Source organism: Pseudomonas sp. Z2-11, from assembly GCF_054161305.1.
The window spans coordinates 2,047,003-2,066,098 of record NZ_CP096395.1; the positions used below are offsets into that span (position 1 = coordinate 2,047,003).

The following is a 19,096-nucleotide window of genomic DNA, read 5'->3' on the forward strand; positions in this document are numbered from 1 at the left end:
GGAAACGGCCGGGCGTGAGTATCAGTATTCCCAGAATATCCGCTGCAATTCCTTGCTGTCCTGAGTCTTGGTCAGGGCGACCATGGCCAGGATGCGCGCCTTCTGCGGATTCAGGTCGTGGGCCACGACCCAGTCGTATTTGTCGTCAGGCTGTTCGGCGTTGCGCAGCACGAAACCGCCGGCGTTGGCGTGGGACGAACGAATGATCTGCACGCCTTCCTTGCGCAAGGCCTGCAACGAAGGCACAACCCGCGACGACACCGAACCGTTGCCGGTACCGGCATGAATGATCGCCTTGGCGCCGGACTGGGCGAGGGCCTTGTAAGCCGTGTCGCTGACGTTGCCGTAGGAGTAGGCGATTTCCACGTCCGGCAGGCTCTTGATGGTCTTGATATCGAATTCCGAGTCCAGGGTGTGACGCTTGGCCGGCAGGCGGAACCAGTAGGATTTGCCTTCTACTACCATGCCCAGCGGACCCCATGGGCTCTTGAAGGCTTCGGTCTTGATGTTGATCATCTTGCTGACATCGCGACCGGACTGGATTTCATCGTTCATGGTCACCAGCACGCCCTTGCCCCGTGCTTCCTTGCTGCTGGCCACGGCCACGGCATTGTAGAGATTGAGCATGCCATCGGCTGACATCGCAGTGCCGGGACGCATCGAGCCGACGACGATGATCGGTTTTTCGGTCTTTTCCACCAAGTTGAGGAAGTACGCGGTTTCTTCCAGCGTGTCGGTGCCATGGGTGATGACAATGCCATCGACGTCATTGCTGTCGGCGAGCTCGGAGACGCGCCGGCCCAGTTGCAGCAGATTGTCGTTGGTGATGCTTTCCGAGGCGATTTGCATGACCTGTTCGCCACGCACATTGGCCAGTCGGCTGAGCTCGGGCACGCCGGCGATCAGTTGTTCGATGCCCACCTTCGCCGCCTGGTAAGTGGCGCTGTTGGCCGAGCTGGCGCCGGCGCCGGCGATGGTGCCGCCGGTGGCGAGGATGACGACGTTGGCGAGCTTTTGCTCAGTTTGGGTTTCTTTTGCCTGGAGCGCGCCGGGCAGCAGGAGCAGAAGGGCCAAGGCGCCCGGAACAAGAGTCTTGAAAGCAGATGTCATTATTTTTCTCTCTAGTCATGAGGAATCTAGTCATGAGGATTCATCTAGATGTTCCGGCAGACCTGAATGCCGGGAACACAGCTGGAGGAGCATGATCCGTACCAGCCCGGTCGGCGCCGCTGATCAGCGTCTAAGACGTTGATATCCATAACGATATGTATTAAGTGAGGGGCCCGAGCAAGCAGTCTGGGGACGGGTTTCCGAATGTCGCCAGTGTTTACTGTTCGGTTACCCGAAAGGGAAAGGGCTGAAAGAAAGGTCTGAAGCGCTAAAGAAAATGCTCCGGCGGACGATGCCTTTGTAGGAATTCATCACGGAGCGAGACATGTCCTTTTCCATCGGCTTTCCCAATGCCGCGACCATCACCATCGGTGGTAGATCCATCTCCACGCTGAATGCCCTGAGGGAGGCGAGCGCCGACGCGGCTGACGAGGCGCTGGGCGAAACGCAGGAAACCGGCACGGTCCGTGCGAACCTGGCGACCGAAGCCGAGGGCAAGACCGAGAAAAGTGGCAGCACGCAAAGTATCGCTATGCAAGTGCTGCTCAAGCGAATGCAGGAACTCCAGCAGCAATTGCGGGAGCAGCAGCAACAACTTGCCGCTGCACAGACGCGTGCCTATTCAACGCCCGAAGCCAAGACGACCGCTATCATGGCAATCCAAGGGCAAATCGCCGATACCACCGGCGCGCTGCAACAGGTCACCGGCAACCTGATCAAGGAACTGGCCAAGGATTCGGGTTCGGGGGCGCTGGTAAATACCACCGCTTGACGTTTCAACGTTGCGGATGAAACCGCAACGTTGACAAAAGCCTGATGCTTTACCATAGTTCATTCCACGCAAACGTTTGCGCGGCTGTCGTGCGACGATTTTGCTCACAATAATCATAAAATCGGAGTGAACCCATGAAGCTGCCATTCGCTGGACGCCTTCTCGCCGTCGCCATGCTCGCGGCCGCATCCGCAGCGCTGCCATTCTCCTCGGCGCTCGCCCAGACCACCGAAAAACCCAAGGTCGCCCTGGTCATGAAATCCCTGGCCAACGAATTCTTCCTGACCATGGAAGATGGCGCCAAGGCTTATCAGAAGGAACACTCCGCCGAGTTCGACCTGATCTCCAACGGCATCAAGGATGAAACCGACACCGCCAACCAGATTCGCATCGTCGAGCAGATGATCGTGTCCAAGGTCGATGCGCTGATCATCGCGCCGGCCGACTCCAAGGCCATGGTGCCGGTTATCAAGAAAGCCGTGGATGCCGGCATCACTGTGATCAACATCGATAACCAGCTCGATCCGGCCGTGGTCAAGAGCAAGAACATCAACGTGCCGTTCGTAGGCCCGGACAACCGCAAGGGCGCCCGCCTGGTGGGTGAATACCTGGCCAAGCAGCTCAAGGCCGGTGACGAGGTCGGCATCATCGAAGGCGTGTCGACCACCACCAACGCCCAGGCGCGCACCGCAGGCTTCAAGGATGCGATGGAAGCGGCGCAGATCAAGGTCGTCTCCCTGCAATCCGGTGACTGGGAAATCAACAAGGGCAACCAGGTTGCCGCGTCGATGCTCAGCGAATATCCGAACATCAAGGCATTGCTGGCCGGCAACGACAGCATGGCGGTCGGTGCGGTCTCGGCCGTGCGCGCCGCTGGCAAGGCGGGCAAGGTGCAAGTGGTCGGCTACGACAACATCAACGCCATCAAGCCGATGCTCAAGGACGGTCGCGTCCTGGCGACAGCCGACCAGTTCGCTGCCAGGCAGGCAGTGTTCGGCATCGAAACCGCGCTGAAGATGCTCAAGGGCGAAAAAGTCGACAGCGGCACCAACGGCGTCATCGAAACTCCGGTCGAGCTGGTGACCAAGCCGTAACCCTGGCGACACAACGGCGCTCGCCCGTCCGGGCGGGCGCATTGGAGAGTTTGTTATGTCCGTTCGTGATCCGAACGCTGTCCTTTGCGTCAGCGGTATCGGCAAGACCTATGCGCAGCCGGTACTGAGCGATATCACCCTGACGTTGATGCGCGGTGAAGTGCTGGCGCTGACCGGCGAAAATGGCGCCGGCAAAAGTACCTTGTCCAAGATCATCGGCGGGCTGGTCACGCCGACAACCGGGCAGATGCAATTCCAGGGGCAGGATTACCGTCCCGGCAGCCGGACCCAGGCTGAATCGTTGGGCGTGCGCATGGTGATGCAGGAGCTCAACCTGCTGCCGACCCTTTCCGTGGCTGAAAACCTGTTCCTCGACAACCTGCCCAGCCACGCTGGCTGGATCAGCCGCAAGCAATTGCGCAAGGCGGCAGTCGAGGCCATGGCCCAGGTGGGGCTGGATGCCATCGATCCTGACACGCTGGTCGGTGAGCTGGGGATCGGTCACCAACAGATGGTCGAGATCGCCCGCAACCTGATCGGCGATTGCCATGTGCTGATCCTCGACGAACCGACCGCCATGCTGACGGCCCGTGAAGTCGAGATGCTTTTCGAACAGATCACCCGTCTGCAAGCCCGCGGCGTGTCGATCATCTACATTTCCCATCGCCTCGAAGAACTGGCGCGGGTGGCCCAGCGCATTGCGGTCCTGCGCGACGGCAACCTGGTCTGTGTCGAGCCGATGGCCAACTACAACAGCGAGCAACTGGTGACGCTGATGGTCGGTCGCGAGCTGGGCGAGCACATCGACCTGGGCCCGCGCCAGATCGGCGCACCGGCACTGACGGTCGAGGGCCTGAGCCGTTCCGACAAGGTTCGCGATGTGTCCTTTGAAGTTCGCAGTGGCGAAATCTTCGGTATTTCCGGCCTGATCGGGGCAGGGCGCACCGAGCTGCTTCGGCTGATATTCGGCGCCGATGCGGCCGACAGCGGCACGGTGGCGCTGGGTTCACCGGCGCAGGTGGTGAGCATTCGCTCGCCGTCCGACGCGGTAGCTCATGGCATCGCCTTGATTACCGAGGATCGCAAGGGCGAAGGCTTGCTGCTGACCCAATCCATCGCGGCCAATATTGCCTTGGGCAACATGCCGGAGATTTCCAGTGGCGGTTTCGTCAACGGCAGCGAGGAACTCTCGCTGGCGCAGCGGCAGATCGATGCCATGCGCATCCGCAGCTCCAGCCCGACGCAGTTGGTGTCGGAGCTGTCCGGCGGTAACCAGCAGAAGGTCGTGATCGGCCGCTGGCTCGAACGCGATTGCTCGGTATTGCTGTTCGACGAGCCGACCCGGGGCATCGACGTCGGCGCCAAATTCGACATTTATGCGCTGCTCGGTGAGTTGACTCGCCAGGGCAAGGCGCTGGTCGTGGTGTCCAGTGACCTGCGGGAACTGATGCTGATCTGCGACCGGATCGGCGTGCTGTCCGCCGGGCGCCTGATCGACACCTTCGAGCGCGACAGCTGGACCCAGGATGACTTGCTTGCCGCCGCGTTCGCCGGCTACCAGAAACGTGATGCGTTGCTCAACGAAGCAGCGCCTAGGGAACTCTCATGAAAACCGCTCCTGCCGTCGGCAAATCGAATGGCAACTTTTATGGCCTTGGCACCTACCTGGGCCTGGCCGGCGCCTTGCTGGCCATGGTCGCGCTGTTCTCGGTCCTGAGCAGCCATTTCCTTTCCTACGACACCTTCAGCACCCTTGCCAACCAGATTCCGGACCTGATGGTACTGGCGGTCGGCATGACGTTCATCCTGATCATCGGCGGCATCGACCTGTCGGTGGGCTCGGTGCTGGCGCTGGCGGCCTCGACCGTCAGCGTCGCGGTGCTCGGCTGGGGCTGGAGCGTCTGGCCGTCGGCCTTGCTCGGCATGGCCGTGGCGGCGCTGGCCGGGACGGTGACCGGTTCGATTACCGTGGCGTGGCGCATCCCGTCGTTCATCGTCTCGCTGGGCGTGCTGGAAATGGCCCGTGGCCTGGCGTACCAGATGACCGGCTCGCGGACCGCCTATATCGGCGACTCCTTCGCCTGGCTGTCCAACCCGATCGCCTTCGGTATTTCCCCTTCGTTCATCATTGCCTTGCTGGTGATTTTCATTGCCCAGGCCGTGCTGACCCGTACCGTGTTCGGTCGCTACCTGATCGGCATCGGCACCAACGAAGAGGCTGTGCGCCTGGCCGGCATCAATCCCAAACCCTACAAGATCCTGGTGTTCAGCCTGATGGGGCTGCTCGCCGGTGTCGCCGCGCTGTTCCAGATTTCGCGCCTGGAGGCGGCCGATCCCAACGCCGGTTCAGGGCTTGAGCTGCAAGTCATCGCCGCGGTGGTCATCGGCGGTACGAGCCTGATGGGCGGGCGCGGCTCGGTCATCAGTACCTTCTTCGGCGTGCTGATCATTTCGGTGCTGGCGGCGGGCCTGGCCCAGATCGGCGCGACCGAGCCGACCAAAAGGATCATTACCGGTGCGGTGATCGTGGTGGCGGTGGTGCTCGATACGTACCGCAGCCAGCGCGCCAGTCGGCGGGCTTGAAGCATGGCAACGATCAAGGATGTGGCGGCGCTCGCGGGGATCTCCTACACGACGGTGTCCCACGTGGTGAACAAGACGCGGCCGGTCAGTGACGAGGTGCGACGCAAAGTCGAGGCGGCCATCGAGCGATTGGACTACGTGCCCAGCGCGGTGGCGCGTTCACTCAAGGCCAAGACCACAGCGACCATCGGCCTGCTGGTGCCCAACAGCCTCAACCCGTACTTCGCCGAACTGGCTCGCGGGATCGAGGATTACTGCGAGCGCAATGGCTATTGCGTGATCCTGTGCAATTCCGACGACAACCCGGACAAGCAGCGCAGTTACCTGCGGGTGCTGCTGGAAAAACGCATCGACGGCTTGATCGTGGCGTCGGCCGGCGGCGATGTCGGCCTGGCCGAGGGCTTGGCCAACGTGCGCACGCCCATGGTGATCGTCGACCGCGGGCTCGATGGGGTGGACGCCGACCTGGTGCGTATCGACCACGAATATGGCGCGTACCTGGCGACCCGGCACCTGCTGGAGCTGGGGCACCGCGACATTGCCTTTATCGGTGGGCCGGCGGACACCAGTGTGGCGCAGATGCGCCTGGCGGGTTACTGCCGTGCGCTGAAAGAGGCGGGGATCGAATTGCCCGTAGAGCGCATGCTCGAAAGCGATTTCACCAGTACCGGTGGCTATCGCGCGGCGGCGCAACTGCTTGAGCAGCAGCCGCCCAGCGCGATCTTCGCCGCCAACGATATGATCGGCATCGGTGCGCTGCGCGCCGCCGCCGAACGCAACGTGCGGGTGCCCGGCGAGCTGTCGATCATCGGCTTCGACGACATCCAGATGAGCCGTTACGTCTACCCGGCGCTGACCACGGTGGGGCAGTCGATCCTGCAGCTCGGCGAGATGGCGGCCGAAGTGCTGCTACGCCGGATCGCCACGCCGACGCTTGCCACCGACCAGCGGATCGTGACGCCCAGCATTGTCTTGCGAGAATCGACTGCACCGCTGTCCGGTACATTCGCCCAATACCGCTGAACCGAATTGACGAGTAATGATGTATGCCAGCAAAAGTAGTGGTAATAGGCAGCCTGAACATGGACCTGGTGACGCGTGCGCCCCGTCTGCCCCGTGGCGGTGAAACGCTGATCGGGGAATCGTTTTCGACCATCCCCGGCGGCAAGGGCGCCAACCAGGCGGTGGCTGCCGCGCGCCTCGGGGCGCAAGTGTCCATGGTCGGTTGCGTGGGCAGTGACGCCTACGGTCAGCAATTGCGCGGTGCGCTGGTGGCCGAAGGCATTGATTGCCAGGCCGTCAGCGTCGTCGAGGGTTCCAGCGGCGTGGCGCTGATCGTGGTCGATGACAACAGCCAGAATGCGATCGTGATCGTCGCCGGCGCCAACGGTGAGCTGACGCCGGCTGTGCTCGACAGTTTCGACGCGGTGCTGCAAAGCGCCGAGGTCATCATCTGCCAGCTCGAAGTGCCGGATGCGACAGTGGGCCATGCGCTCAAGCGTGGTCGTGAACTTGGCAAGACCGTCATCCTCAATCCGGCGCCCGCTTCTCGGGCATTGCCCGCCGACTGGTATGCCTGCGTCGATTACCTGATTCCCAACGAAAGTGAAGCGGCGATCCTCAGCGGCCTGGCGGTGGAGTCCCTGGAAAACGCCGAAGCCGCCGCGATCCAGTTGATCGGCGCCGGTGCCGGCAAGGTGATCGTGACCCTGGGGGCCCAAGGGCTGATGTTCGCCAACGGTTCGAGCTTCGAACATTTCCCGGCGCCGCGGGTCAAGGCGGTGGACACCACGGCAGCGGGCGACACGTTTGTCGGCGGGTTTGCCGCGGCCCTGGCCAGCGGCAAGAATGAGGTCGAGGCTATTCGTTTCGGCCAGGTCGCCGCTGCACTGTCGGTCACCCGCGCGGGTGCTCAGCCTTCTATTCCAACCCTGCAGGAAGTACAGGCGTTCGAAGCATGAAAAAAACTCCTCTGTTGAACATCGCCCTGTCGCGATTGATCGCCTCCCTCGGTCATGGCGACAAGGTGGTCATCGGTGACGCCGGCCTGCCGGTGCCGCCCCACGTCGAGTTGATCGACCTGGCGCTGACCCATGGGGTTCCGGATTTCGTCAGTACCTTGAAAGTGGTGCTCAGCGAAATGCAGGTCGAGCGCCATGTGCTGGCTCAGGAAATCCTCGATAAACAACCGTCGGCCCTGGCCACGTTGCAGGCGCTGCATGCCGAAGGCGCGCTGGGTACGCGGGAGCTGGTCAGCCACGAGCAATTCAAGACGCTCAGCCGCGAGGCGAGGGCAATCATTCGCACAGGAGAATGTTCTCCATACTGCAACGTGGTGCTGATCGCCGGCGTCACGTTCTAGGTTTTCCCACCAGCACAAGGAGTGCGCCATGCACCGCTATGCTCAGAAAATGCATCAACTGTTGCGGAGTCTGCTGCTTTTGTCATTGCTCACGGCTACAAGCGCCCAGGCGGCGGAAAAAATCGACCTGATCATCGACACCGATCCGGGCGCCGATGATGTGGTTGCGCTGTTGTTTGCCCTGGCATCCCCCGAAGAGCTGCATATCCGGGCGTTGACCACCGTCGCTGGTAACGTGCGTCTGGACAAGACATCCCGCAACGCGCGCCTGGCTCGCGAGTGGGCCGGGCGTGAAGAGGTTCCGGTGTACGCCGGTGCCCCGAAGCCGTTGATGCGCACGCCGATCTACGCCGAAAACATCCACGGCAAGGAGGGTTTGTCCGGTGTCGAGGTGCATGAGCCGAAGAAAGGACTGGCCGAGGGCAATGCTGTCAACTACCTGATCGACACGCTCAAGGCCGCCAAGCCACACAGCATCACCATTGCGATGCTGGGCCCGCAGACCAACCTGGCCCTGGCGCTCGTCCAGGAGCCCGACATCGTCCAGGGCATCAAGGAAGTGGTGATCATGGGCGGCGCGCATTTCAACGGCGGCAATATCACGCCGGTGGCGGAGTTCAACCTGTACGCCGATCCCCAGGCGGCAGAGATAGTCGCCAAAAGCGGGCTGAAGCTGACGTATCTGCCACTGGACGTGACCCACAAGATCCTCACCAGCGAGGCACGCCTCAAGCAGATCGCCGCGCTGAACAACAACGCCAGCAAGCTGGTCGGCAATATTCTCAATGAGTACGTCAAGGGCGATATGGAGCACTACGGCATGACCGGCGGGCCGGTGCATGATGCGACCGTGATCGCCTATCTGCTCAAGCCGCAGTTGTTTACCGGGCGTTCGGTCAATCTGGTAGTGGACAGTCGTGAAGGCCCGACGTTCGGGCAGACGGTCGTCGATTGGTACGACGGCCTCAAGGCGCCCAAGAATGCCTTCTGGGTGAAGGACGGCGATGCCCAGGGGTTCTTCGATCTGTTGACCGAGCGGCTGGCCCGCCTCAAGTAGACCTTCTCGCAGCGACCCCGCAGGCGCCGGCCCGCGGTGGTCTAGTCAACCGTCTCGATAATGCTCGGGTAGCGTTCGAACGCCTGCTGAATGAAGTTCTGAGCGCCTTGCGTCCCGAGTTCTTTCACCAACAACTCGATGCCGATGATTGCCAATTCCTCAGGGCTGCCCGGGCTGTATGAGCTGTGGCCCTGGGCCCATTTGGCATTGATGGTGGCTTCGATGCTGACGGTGCTCATGGTCGGGCTCGCAGGTTGGGAGATCAGTAGGCTGAGTTAAGCATTTTTGCTTCGGGTTTGGCAGTGCGACTTAGGCATCAGAAGTGCGGTATGCGACACTTGGCGTTTGATTTTTTCGAGGAGCCCTGGCATGCAGATCGACCTGAACAAACCAGATGGACTTACCCTCGACTCGGTTCGCCAATTGCTGGCTTCCGCCAGTGATGACGAGCATACCCAACTGCGAGTGACCAAGGACGGCATCGCCTATCTGTCCTCGGGCATTGTGGGTGGTGCTGAAATCGATGGCCTGCGGTTCCGGCTCGAGACATGGGCGAAAGGGTCAGGCTACGTTGGCCGGGTCGCGGCAAGCGACGAGGTCTGGGTCATGCAGATCTATAACGCGCTGAAGGACAACTGGCCGAACCCACCCTTCGATTACATCGATATTTATTGAGCACTGTTCATATTCAGTCACGATTCAGCTCTGGACTGGCGGTCGTGCTCGGGCAAACTGCCGGTTTTTTCCAGTGAGGGCGCAATGATAGCGCCGGTGTTGAAACCAAGCGTCATCCCGGCTGTCGCACGCTCACTACTATCCACCGAAAAAAGGAGGCTTCATGCCTTGGAAGCTCGTGTCATTGAATATTCTGTTGGTCGCCACGTTCTTGAGCGGATGCAGTAGCACGTCGGAGTCGACGCCTGATCCTGTGGCAGCCGAGGCCGGTCATACCCGCTGCGATGCCAAGGCCGCCGAGTTTGCCGTCGGCAAGCAGGCTTCGCCGCAATTGCTGGAGCAAGCGCGCGCTCGATCCGGCGCGCAGAATGCCCGGATTCTCAAACCCAACGACATGATCACGCTTGAGTACCGCTCCGATCGCCTCAACCTCAACACCGATGCCAAGCTGGTGGTCAATCGGGTGAACTGCGGCTGACGGGCGGTTACAGCAGGGCATAAAAAACCCCGTCACATGGACGGGGTTTTTTTAGTACGCGGAGAAATTACTCTGCGCGAACCTGTGCAGCTTGCATACCCTTTTGGCCTTTCTCAGCCACGAAGGAAACGGTCTGGCCTTCTTTCAGGCTTTTGAAACCGTCGCTTTCGATAGCTTTGAAGTGTACGAACAGGTCGTCACCGCCACCTGTAGGAGTGATGAAGCCGAAGCCTTTTTCATCGTTGAACCATTTAACGGTGCCGGTTTGGCGATTAGACATGGTGTATCTCCAAGAAACATATATTTTCAGTGTACTGTGCTGCTCAGGCCAACTGGGCACACCGGGGTATCATAGTCGAAATGTTCGATTTGGGAGCCCCCCGGACGAGCTGTTTGCCAATCAGTCGTGTTTCCTTTACCCCCTGAACCGGCTGGAAGGCCCGGTTTCAAAGGCTTTCAGCCGAACGTAAAGACGATAAAAAAAGCTGTAAAACCTGACTAAATCCTGAAAAAAGCCGCTTATCCAAGCCTTTTCAGCTGTTTCGAGCCGTCTCTGGAGGCTCGATCACTCATTTTTTTGCGGGTGGATTGGCCTTGCATTTGGCGATCTGACCGAGCGCTTTCTGCTGCAGTTCAGGGGTGGCCTTATTGTCCATCAGCGCCTGGATATCGCTCGCCGGGTAGGATTTGATCGCGTCCGCGCCACAAGCGCAGTGGGCCTTGGCCGCCGCTGCGCCAATCTGCGGGGTCGCCGCTTGAGTGCACTGCGCCATGTATTTCTCACGCTCGCCCTTGGGCCATTCGGCGTGGGCACTCAGCGGAAGCAGCAGGGCGAGGGGGGCGACTACTGCCAATAGGGTGTTCAGACGCATGCGGGGATGCTCCTTTGTGGGTCGATGTCTTGTTATCTGAGGCGTAGCAGACGCTTCGGTTCAGCACTCTGGCATAAAAATCGTCAGTTTACGCCGGCTTCGATCCAGGCGCGGCGATGACCGTTCATCTGTGCTAGGATGCCGGGCTCGGGTATTTCTCAGGCTCCGGAGGCAACAGGCCCCGGCGGCGGTAAATGTTCGATCAACCCTGATTTGAATCCCAGTCACTCTGGTTCGGTTTCCCGGTTGGCCGCAAGGCTCCTGCCGCTGTAAGGCAGGCGTTCTTCATTGAACGGCCTGGACTGGATCTTGTACTGGCTCATCCCAACCCACGTGACCTTTGGTAGGGGTCACCACTAGGAGAGGAGGCGCCATGCCAACTATTACTCTTCCCGACGGCAGTCAACGTTCATTCGACCACCCGGTTTCCGTAGCCGAGGTCGCCGCATCCATCGGCGCGGGCCTGGCCAAGGCCACCCTGGCCGGCAAGGTCAACGGCAAGCTGGTCGACGCCAGCGATGTCATCGACAGCGATGCCACGCTGCAAATCATCACGCCCAAGGACGAAGAGGGGCTGGAGATCATTCGCCACTCTTGCGCGCACCTGGTTGGCCATGCGGTCAAGCAGCTGTATCCGAGCGCGAAAATGGTCATCGGTCCGGTCATCGACGAAGGCTTTTATTACGACATCGCCTTCGAGCGTCCTTTTACCCCGGACGACATGGCTGCCATCGAACAGCGCATGCAGCAGCTGATCGAGAAAGACTACGACGTCATCAAGAAAGTCACCCCGCGCGCGGAAGTCATCGAAGTCTTCAAGGCCCGTGGCGAGGACTACAAGCTGCGTCTGGTGGAAGACATGCCGGGCGAGCAGGCCATGGGCCTGTACTACCACGAAGAATACGTCGACATGTGCCGCGGTCCGCACGTGCCGAACACCCGCTTCCTGAAATCCTTCAAGCTGACCAAGCTGTCCGGCGCCTACTGGCGTGGCGATGCGAAGAACGAACAGCTGCAGCGCGTCTACGGCACCGCTTGGGCCGACAAGAAGCAGCTGGCGGCCTACATCCAGCGCATCGAGGAAGCGGAAAAACGCGACCACCGCAAGATCGGCAAGCGCCTCGGCCTGTTCCACACCCAGGAAGAATCCCCGGGCATGGTGTTCTGGCACCCGAATGGCTGGACGCTGTATCAGGTGCTTGAGCAATACATGCGCCAGGTCCAGCGCGAAAATGGCTACCTGGAGATCAAGACGCCACAAGTGGTTGACCGTAGCCTGTGGGAGAAATCCGGGCACTGGGCCAACTACGCCGACAACATGTTCACCACCCAGTCGGAAAACCGCGACTACGCCATCAAGCCGATGAACTGCCCGTGCCACGTGCAGGTGTTCAACCAGGGTCTGAAAAGCTACCGTGAGTTGCCGATGCGCCTGGCCGAGTTCGGTGCCTGCCACCGCAACGAGCCATCGGGTGCGCTGCACGGCATCATGCGCGTGCGGGCCTTTACCCAGGACGACGCCCACATCTTCTGCACCGAAGAGCAGATGCAGGCCGAATCCGCCGCGTTCATCAAGCTGACCATGGACGTCTACCGGGACTTCGGCTTCACCGAAGTCGAGATGAAGCTGTCCACTCGTCCGGAAAAACGCGTCGGCTCCGACGAACTGTGGGATCGCGCCGAAGCAGCCCTGGCCGCTGCGCTCGACAGCGCGGGCCTTGCGTACGATCTGCAGCCGGGCGAGGGCGCTTTCTACGGTCCGAAGATCGAATTCTCGCTGAAAGATTGCCTTGGTCGCGTCTGGCAGTGTGGTACCCTGCAGCTCGATTTTAACCTGCCGATCCGTCTGGGCGCTGAATATGTGTCCGAAGACAACAGCCGCAAGCACCCGGTCATGCTTCACCGCGCGATCCTCGGCTCCTTCGAGCGTTTCGTCGGTATCCTGATCGAACACTACGAGGGTGCGTTCCCCGCGTGGCTGGCTCCGACCCAGGCAGTGATCATGAATATCACTGATAAACAGGCAGATTTTGCCGCTGAAGTCGAAAAAACTCTCAACCAAAGCGGATTTCGTGCCAAGTCCGACTTGAGAAATGAAAAGATCGGCTTTAAAATCCGCGAGCATACTTTGCTCAAGGTTCCCTTTCTCTTGGTTATTGGAGATCGGGAGGTCGAGATGCAGACTGTCGCTGTGCGTACTCGTGAAGGTGCTGACCTGGGCTCGATGCCCGTCGCCGAATTCGCTGAGTTTCTCGCGCAAGCGGTTTCCCGGCGTGGTCGCCCAGATTCGGAGTAATTATTATTAAGCGTGAAATGAGACAAGATAAACGAGCTGCACCGAAAGCCCCGATCAACGAGAATATCTCGGCACGCGAGGTTCGGTTAATTGGCGCTGATGGCGAGCAGATTGGCATCGTCTCGATTGATGAAGCGCTTCGTATTGCTGAAGAAGCCAAGCTTGATCTGGTGGAAATTTCCGCGGACGCAGTCCCACCCGTTTGCCGGGTGATGGACTACGGCAAGTCGATCTTCGAAAAGAAGAAGCAGATTGCCGCGGCGAAGAAAAACCAGAAGCAGATTCAGGTAAAAGAAATCAAGTTTCGTCCAGGGACGGAGGAAGGGGATTACCAGGTAAAACTGCGCAACCTGGTACGTTTCCTGAGTGATGGGGACAGGGCCAAGGTATCCTTGCGATTCCGCGGCCGTGAGATGGCCCACCAGGAGCTGGGGATGGAACTCCTCAAGCGGGTTGAACAAGACCTGCTCGAGTACGGTTCGGTCGAACAGCATCCTAAGATGGAAGGACGCCAGCTGATCATGGTCATCGCCCCGAAAAAGAAGAAGTAATCAACAGGGCACGGCAGGCCTTGCGATTATGTTTATCAACTGAATGCGGAGTATCCGAACATGCCAAAGATGAAGACTAAAAGTGGTGCTGCTAAGCGGTTTCTGAAAACTGCTAACGGTATCAAGCACAAGCACGCTTTCAAGAGCCACATCCTGACCAAAATGTCGACCAAGCGTAAGCGTCAACTGCGCGGTAGCAGCTTGCTGCATCCGTCTGACGTGGCAAAAGTCGAGCGCATGCTGCGCCTTCGTTAATTTTTGGATCAAGAATAGAGGAAGTAACTCATGGCTCGTGTAAAGCGTGGCGTCATTGCCCGTAAGCGTCACAAAAAAATTCTGAAACTTGCTAAAGGCTACTACGGCGCGCGTTCCCGCGTATTCCGTGTTGCCAAGCAAGCGGTAATCAAGGCAGGCCAATACGCCTACCGTGACCGTCGTCAGAAAAAACGTCAGTTCCGCGCTCTGTGGATCGCTCGTATCAATGCTGGTGCTCGTGTTAACGGTCTGTCCTACAGCCGTTTCATCGCTGGCCTGAAAAAAGCGTCCATCGAGATCGACCGCAAGGTTCTGGCTGATCTGGCAGTGAACGAAAAAGCGGCGTTTGCTGCGATTGTCGAGAAAGCTAAAGCCACCTTGGCTTAAGTACCCCCGGCAGTCACCGGGGCTCACCTTTGTGGGCCCAGGTGTCAAACGTCTTAAATAGGGGAAGAGCCTTAAAGCTCTTCCCCTATTTTGTATCTGGAGTCTGTACATGGAAAACCTGGACGCGCTGGTCGCTCAAGCACTAGAGGCTGTGCAAAGCGCTGAAGATATCAATGCCCTGGAGCAAATCCGGGTTCACTACCTCGGCAAGAAAGGCGAGTTGACTCAGGTGATGAAGACCCTGGGGAACCTGCCGGCTGAAGAGCGTCCGCAGGTCGGTGCGCTGATCAACGTCGCCAAGGAACGTGTCACAGAGGTCCTCAATGCGCGCAAGGCGTTGTTCGAGGAGGCGGATCTGGCTGCCAAACTCGCCGCCGAGTCCATCGACGTGACCCTGCCTGGCCGTGGCCAGACTTCCGGTGGCTTGCATCCGGTGACCCGTACCCTGGAGCGCATCGAGCAGTTCTTCACCCATATCGGCTATGGCATCGCCGAAGGCCCCGAGGTCGAAGACGACTACCACAACTTCGAAGCGCTCAACATCCCAGGCCATCACCCGGCCCGGTCGATGCATGACACCTTCTATTTCAATGCGAACATGCTGTTGCGCACCCATACCTCGCCGGTACAGGTCCGCACCATGGAATCGCAACAACCGCCGATCCGCATCGTCTGCCCGGGCCGTGTGTACCGCAGCGACTCCGATATCACCCACTCGCCGATGTTCCATCAGGTTGAAGGCCTGCTGGTGGATCGCGACATCAATTTCGCCGACCTGAAAGGCACTATCGAAGAGTTCCTGCGGGTGTTCTTCGAAAAAGAACTGGCCGTGCGTTTCCGCCCTTCGTACTTCCCGTTCACCGAGCCATCGGCGGAAGTCGACATGGAATGCGTGATGTGCAGCGGCAAAGGCTGCCGTGTCTGCAAACAGACCGGCTGGCTGGAAGTCATGGGCTGCGGCATGGTTCATCCGAACGTGCTGCGCATGTCCGGGATCGATCCGGAAGAATTCTCCGGCTTTGCCTTCGGCATGGGCGTCGAACGCCTGGCCATGCTGCGTTACGGTGTGAATGACTTGCGCCTGTTCTTCGACAACGACTTGCGATTCCTTGCGCAATTTCGCTAGGTCGCAGTCGGTAACGAATTTATTAAGGGGAGCAGGATGAAATTCAGTGAACAATGGCTGCGCGGCTGGGTAAGCCCGCAGGTAAGCCAGGACGAGCTGGTCGCTCGCCTGTCGATGGCCGGCCTTGAGGTCGATAGCGTGACGCCGGCCGCCGGTGAGTTCAGCGGTGTGGTCGTGGGCGAGGTGCTGAGCACCGAGCAGCACCCGGACGCCGACAAGCTGCGGGTTTGCCAGGTCAACAATGGCACGGAGACCTTCCAGGTCGTCTGCGGCGCGCCCAACGTGCGCCCGGGCCTGAAGATCCCGTTCGCCATGATCGGCGCCGAACTGCCGGGCGACTTCAAGATCAAGAAAGCCAAGCTGCGCGGCGTCGAATCCAACGGCATGTTGTGCTCCCAGGCCGAACTGCAGATCGGCGAAGGCAATGACGGCCTGATGGAACTGCCAGCCGACGCCCCGGTTGGCCAGGACATTCGTGAATACCTGGGCCTGGACGATGCCAGCATCGAAGTCGACCTGACGCCGAACCGTGGCGACTGCCTGTCCCTCGCCGGTCTGGCGCGCGAAGTGGGCGCCTTGTATGACGCTCCGGTCACCCGCCCCGCGGTCGCGGTCGTTCCGGCGGTGCATGATGAAGTCCGCTCGGTTGAAGTTCTCGCGCCGGCCGCATGCCCGCGTTACCTGGGTCGTGTGATCCGTAACGTCGACCTGTCGAAGCCGACCCCGCTGTGGATGGTCGAGCGCCTGCGGCGCGCCGACGTGCGCAGCATCGACGCGGCCGTCGACATCACCAACTATGTGATGCTCGAACTGGGCCAGCCGCTGCACGCGTTCGACCTGGCTGAAATCAACGGCGGCATCCGCGTGCGCATGGCCGACGAAGGCGAGAAGCTGGTGCTGCTCGACGGCCAGGAAGTGACCCTGCGCAGCGACACACTGGTGGTTGCCGACCACACCCGCGCCCTGGCGATTGCCGGCGTGATGGGCGGCGAGCACAGTGGCGTCTCGAAGACGACCCGTGATGTGTTCCTCGAGAGCGCGTTCTTCGACCAGATCGCCGTCGCTGGCAAGGCGCGTTCCTACGGCCTGCACACCGACGCCTCGCACCGCTACGAGCGTGGCGTGGACTGGCAGCTGGCCCGTGAAGCCATGGAGCGCGCCACTGGCCTGCTGCTGGAAATCACCGGTGGCGAAGCTGGCCCGATCATCGAGACGGTCAGCGAGCAGCATTTGCCGAAGATTGCGCCGGTGACCCTGCGTGCCCAACGCATCACCCAGATGCTGGGCATGGAAATGGACTCGGCCGAAGTCGAGCGCCTGCTTAGCGCCCTGGGCCTGGGCATCCGCGCCGATGGGCAAGGGCAGTGGCAGGTTGAAGTGCCAAGCCATCGCTTCGATATCAGTCTGGAAGTCGACCTGATCGAAGAACTGGCCCGCCTGTACGGCTACAACCGTCTGCCGGTTCGCTACCCGCAAGCCCGTCTGGCTCCACAGGCCAAGGCTGAGGCGCGTAGCGAGCTGCCGGAACTGCGCCGCCTGCTGGTGGCGCGTGGTTATCAGGAAGCGATCACCTACAGCTTCATCGATCCGCGCCAGTTCGAGCTGTTCAGCCCGGGTGTCGAGCCGCTGCTGCTGGCCAACCCGATCTCCAACGACATGGCGGCCATGCGTTCGTCCTTGTGGCCGGGCCTGGTCAAGTCGTTGCAGCACAACCTGAACCGCCAGCAGGACCGCGTGCGTCTGTTCGAAAGTGGTCTGCGCTTCGTTGGGCAACTGGACGGCTTGAAACAAGAGCCGATGCTGGCCGGTGTCGTCTGTGGCAGCCGCCTGCCGGAAGGCTGGGCGCAAGGTCGCGATGTCGTCGACTTCTTCGACGTCAAGGCTGACGTGGAAGCGGTGCTGGGCTTCGCCGGCGCGCTTGACGCGTTCACCTTTGTACCGGGCAAGCATCCGGCGCTGCACCCGGGCCAAACCGCGCGCATCGAGCGAGACGGGCGCGAAGTCGGTTATGTCGGGGCGATTCACCCTGAATTGTCGAAGACCCTGGGCCTCGATCGTCCGGTCTTCGTTTTCGAGCTGGTGCTGGCCGAAGTCGCTCAAGGAAAAATGCCGAAATTCCAGGAGTTGTCGCGCTTTCCTGAAGTGCGTCGTGACCTTGCCCTGGTGGCCGATGTCAGCGTCGCATCCAGCGACGTACTGGCAGTAATCCGTGAAAATGCAGGCGAATGGCTGACGGACCTCAGGCTATTTGACGTGTATCAGGGTAAAGGCATTGATCCGCATAGAAAAAGCCTTGCAGTCGGCTTGACCTGGCAGCATCCATCGCGCACTCTTAACGACGATGAGGTGAATACCGCAACGCAGAATATCCTCACCTCGCTCGAACACAGGTTGAACGCCACGTTAAGGAAGTGACGTATGGGGGCTCTGACGAAAGCTGAGATGGCGGAACGTCTGTATGAGGAGTTGGGCCTGAATAAACGGGAGGCCAAAGAATTGGTCGAACTGTTTTTCGAAGAAATCAGGCACGCTCTCGAAGACAACGAACAGGTCAAATTGTCCGGTTTCGGCAATTTCGACCTTCGGGACAAACGCCAGCGGCCTGGCCGCAATCCGAAAACGGGAGAAGAAATCCCGATCACGGCTCGCCGTGTGGTCACCTTTCGTCCAGGGCAGAAGTTGAAGGCCCGAGTTGAGGCTTATGCTGGAACCAAGTCATAACGACGAGCTACCCGTCATCCCGGGCAAACGCTACTTCACCATCGGTGAAGTCAGCGAGCTGTGTGCGGTAAAACCACATGTGCTGCGCTATTGGGAGCAGGAGTTTCCTCAACTCAACCCGGTCAAGCGCCGCGGAAACCGCCGGTATTATCAGCGCCAGGACGTGTTGATGATCCGCCAGATCCGCGCGCTGCTGTATGATCAGGGGTTCACCATCGGCGGCGCGCGCCTGCGCCTCTCCGGTGATGAGGCCAAAGACGACACAACCCAGTACAAACAAATGATCCGCCAGATGATCGCCGAGCTTGAAGATGTGCTGGTGGTGCTCAAGAAATAAATTTCTGCTTTTAAATACTTCCAGTTTTCAAAAGCTTGCGATATATTCCTGAGCGTTCCGTTGAGAAGCGGAACAAGATTCACGCCTAGTCGGGGCGTAGCGCAGTCCGGTAGCGCACTAGCATGGGGTGCTAGGGGTCGAGTGTTCGAATCACTCCGTCCCGACCATATTTCCTGAGTAAAATCAGACAGTTGAGCCGATCAGTTAGATCGGCTTTTTTGTGCCTGCGCAAAACTAGTACTTTTCGTACAGAGCCTGACCTCTGTATAGGCGGCCACCTGTCAACTCTGACAGTATCGCGTAAAAAAAAACCTGTGCCTAATTCGCTCAAGGCCTCAGTGGCCGCGCAGAGCGATGGGAAGTGTTGCGTAGTGCCCGGTGTTATCGACCTGCCAGACAAACTTGATGGCCATTGACATT

General features: G+C 59.9%; 22 protein-coding genes and 1 tRNA gene. 19 read left to right on the top strand and 4 right to left on the bottom strand.

Features of this window, described 5'->3' with window-relative positions:
- Positions 1 to 21: 21 nt before the first annotated feature.
- Positions 22 to 1,110: an asparaginase gene (locus tag M1E16_RS09230; protein WP_458129705.1), complete on the bottom strand. Its 1,089-nt coding sequence runs from the start codon at positions 1,108 to 1,110 to the stop codon at positions 22 to 24.
- Positions 1,111 to 1,435: 325 nt separating this feature from the next.
- Here M1E16_RS09230 and M1E16_RS09235 point away from each other — a divergent pair, with 325 nt between their 5' ends.
- The 8 genes from M1E16_RS09235 (at position 1,436) to M1E16_RS09270 (ending at position 8,978) form a co-directional block, all read left to right on the top strand.
- Entirely contained in the window at positions 1,436 to 1,882 is a 447-nt protein-coding gene (locus tag M1E16_RS09235) for a hypothetical protein (protein WP_434624792.1), read from the top strand.
- 134 nt (positions 1,883 to 2,016) lie between these two features.
- Complete coding sequence (locus M1E16_RS09240) at positions 2,017 to 2,976, top strand: sugar ABC transporter substrate-binding protein (RefSeq protein WP_434569083.1); 960 nt, start codon at positions 2,017 to 2,019, stop codon at positions 2,974 to 2,976.
- Between the two features lie 55 nt (positions 2,977 to 3,031).
- On the top strand, positions 3,032 to 4,585 hold the full coding sequence (locus M1E16_RS09245) for a sugar ABC transporter ATP-binding protein (protein WP_434695230.1): 1,554 nt from the start codon (positions 3,032 to 3,034) through the stop codon (positions 4,583 to 4,585).
- Positions 4,582 to 5,559: an ABC transporter permease gene (locus M1E16_RS09250; RefSeq protein WP_305495674.1), complete on the top strand. Its 978-nt coding sequence runs from the start codon at positions 4,582 to 4,584 to the stop codon at positions 5,557 to 5,559. Before M1E16_RS09245 ends, M1E16_RS09250 begins: the two co-directional genes overlap by 4 nt.
- A gap of 3 nt (positions 5,560 to 5,562) precedes the next feature.
- Positions 5,563 to 6,582, top strand: coding sequence for a LacI family DNA-binding transcriptional regulator (locus tag M1E16_RS09255; protein WP_305495672.1), 1,020 nt, complete (start codon positions 5,563 to 5,565; stop codon positions 6,580 to 6,582).
- A 23-nt stretch (positions 6,583 to 6,605) separates the two neighbouring features.
- Positions 6,606 to 7,520, top strand: coding sequence for a ribokinase (gene rbsK / locus M1E16_RS09260; protein WP_458129706.1), 915 nt, complete (start codon positions 6,606 to 6,608; stop codon positions 7,518 to 7,520).
- Positions 7,517 to 7,921, top strand: coding sequence for a D-ribose pyranase (gene rbsD / locus M1E16_RS09265; protein WP_434569080.1), 405 nt, complete (start codon positions 7,517 to 7,519; stop codon positions 7,919 to 7,921). Before rbsK ends, rbsD begins: the two co-directional genes overlap by 4 nt.
- A gap of 28 nt (positions 7,922 to 7,949) precedes the next feature.
- Positions 7,950 to 8,978, top strand: a complete 1,029-nt coding sequence (locus M1E16_RS09270) for a nucleoside hydrolase (RefSeq protein WP_434603602.1) — start codon at positions 7,950 to 7,952, stop codon at positions 8,976 to 8,978.
- Between the two features lie 41 nt (positions 8,979 to 9,019).
- Here M1E16_RS09270 and M1E16_RS09275 read toward each other — a convergent pair whose 3' ends face one another.
- Complete coding sequence (locus tag M1E16_RS09275; protein ID WP_305495666.1) at positions 9,020 to 9,217, bottom strand: hypothetical protein; 198 nt, start codon at positions 9,215 to 9,217, stop codon at positions 9,020 to 9,022.
- 130 nt (positions 9,218 to 9,347) lie between these two features.
- Here M1E16_RS09275 and M1E16_RS09280 point away from each other — a divergent pair, with 130 nt between their 5' ends.
- Complete coding sequence (locus tag M1E16_RS09280; RefSeq protein WP_434569077.1) at positions 9,348 to 9,653, top strand: hypothetical protein; 306 nt, start codon at positions 9,348 to 9,350, stop codon at positions 9,651 to 9,653.
- Positions 9,654 to 9,816: 163 nt separating this feature from the next.
- A complete protein-coding gene (locus M1E16_RS09285; protein WP_458129707.1) occupies positions 9,817 to 10,131 on the top strand; it encodes an I78 family peptidase inhibitor in 315 nt (104 codons plus the stop codon).
- 67 nt (positions 10,132 to 10,198) lie between these two features.
- Here M1E16_RS09285 and M1E16_RS09290 read toward each other — a convergent pair whose 3' ends face one another.
- A complete protein-coding gene (locus tag M1E16_RS09290) occupies positions 10,199 to 10,411 on the bottom strand; it encodes a cold-shock protein (protein WP_458129708.1) in 213 nt (70 codons plus the stop codon).
- Between the two features lie 289 nt (positions 10,412 to 10,700).
- Positions 10,701 to 11,003 carry a hypothetical protein gene (locus tag M1E16_RS09295; RefSeq protein WP_305495662.1) on the bottom strand — a complete coding sequence of 101 codons (303 nt, stop codon included), beginning with the start codon at positions 11,001 to 11,003 and terminating at the stop codon, positions 10,701 to 10,703.
- Between the two features lie 373 nt (positions 11,004 to 11,376).
- Here M1E16_RS09295 and thrS point away from each other — a divergent pair, with 373 nt between their 5' ends.
- The 9 genes from thrS (at position 11,377) to M1E16_RS09340 (ending at position 18,843) form a co-directional block, all read left to right on the top strand.
- Positions 11,377 to 13,299, top strand: a complete 1,923-nt coding sequence (gene thrS / locus M1E16_RS09300; protein ID WP_458129709.1) for a threonine--tRNA ligase — start codon at positions 11,377 to 11,379, stop codon at positions 13,297 to 13,299.
- On the top strand, positions 13,299 to 13,850 hold the full coding sequence (gene infC / locus M1E16_RS09305; protein WP_169432615.1) for a translation initiation factor IF-3: 552 nt from the start codon (positions 13,299 to 13,301) through the stop codon (positions 13,848 to 13,850). The genes thrS and infC overlap by 1 nt, the downstream gene beginning before the upstream one ends.
- 60 nt (positions 13,851 to 13,910) lie before the next feature.
- Entirely contained in the window at positions 13,911 to 14,105 is a 195-nt protein-coding gene (gene rpmI, locus M1E16_RS09310; protein ID WP_002553160.1) for a 50S ribosomal protein L35, read from the top strand.
- Between the two features lie 30 nt (positions 14,106 to 14,135).
- Positions 14,136 to 14,492 carry a 50S ribosomal protein L20 gene (rplT, locus tag M1E16_RS09315; RefSeq protein ID WP_002553161.1) on the top strand — a complete coding sequence of 119 codons (357 nt, stop codon included), beginning with the start codon at positions 14,136 to 14,138 and terminating at the stop codon, positions 14,490 to 14,492.
- Positions 14,493 to 14,601: 109 nt separating this feature from the next.
- Positions 14,602 to 15,618, top strand: a complete 1,017-nt coding sequence (pheS, locus tag M1E16_RS09320; protein ID WP_003203624.1) for a phenylalanine--tRNA ligase subunit alpha — start codon at positions 14,602 to 14,604, stop codon at positions 15,616 to 15,618.
- A gap of 36 nt (positions 15,619 to 15,654) precedes the next feature.
- The gene (gene pheT, locus M1E16_RS09325; RefSeq protein ID WP_458129710.1) at positions 15,655 to 18,033 is read left to right on the top strand and encodes a phenylalanine--tRNA ligase subunit beta; all 2,379 of its coding nucleotides are present in this window, start codon (positions 15,655 to 15,657) and stop codon (positions 18,031 to 18,033) included.
- A 3-nt stretch (positions 18,034 to 18,036) separates the two neighbouring features.
- Positions 18,037 to 18,339, top strand: coding sequence for an integration host factor subunit alpha (ihfA, locus tag M1E16_RS09330; RefSeq protein ID WP_002553164.1), 303 nt, complete (start codon positions 18,037 to 18,039; stop codon positions 18,337 to 18,339).
- Positions 18,320 to 18,676 carry a MerR family transcriptional regulator gene (locus M1E16_RS09335; protein ID WP_003179985.1) on the top strand — a complete coding sequence of 119 codons (357 nt, stop codon included), beginning with the start codon at positions 18,320 to 18,322 and terminating at the stop codon, positions 18,674 to 18,676. Before ihfA ends, M1E16_RS09335 begins: the two co-directional genes overlap by 20 nt.
- Positions 18,677 to 18,766: 90 nt before the next feature.
- Positions 18,767 to 18,843, top strand: a tRNA-Pro gene (locus M1E16_RS09340).
- The last annotated feature ends 253 nt before the right edge of the window (positions 18,844 to 19,096 follow it).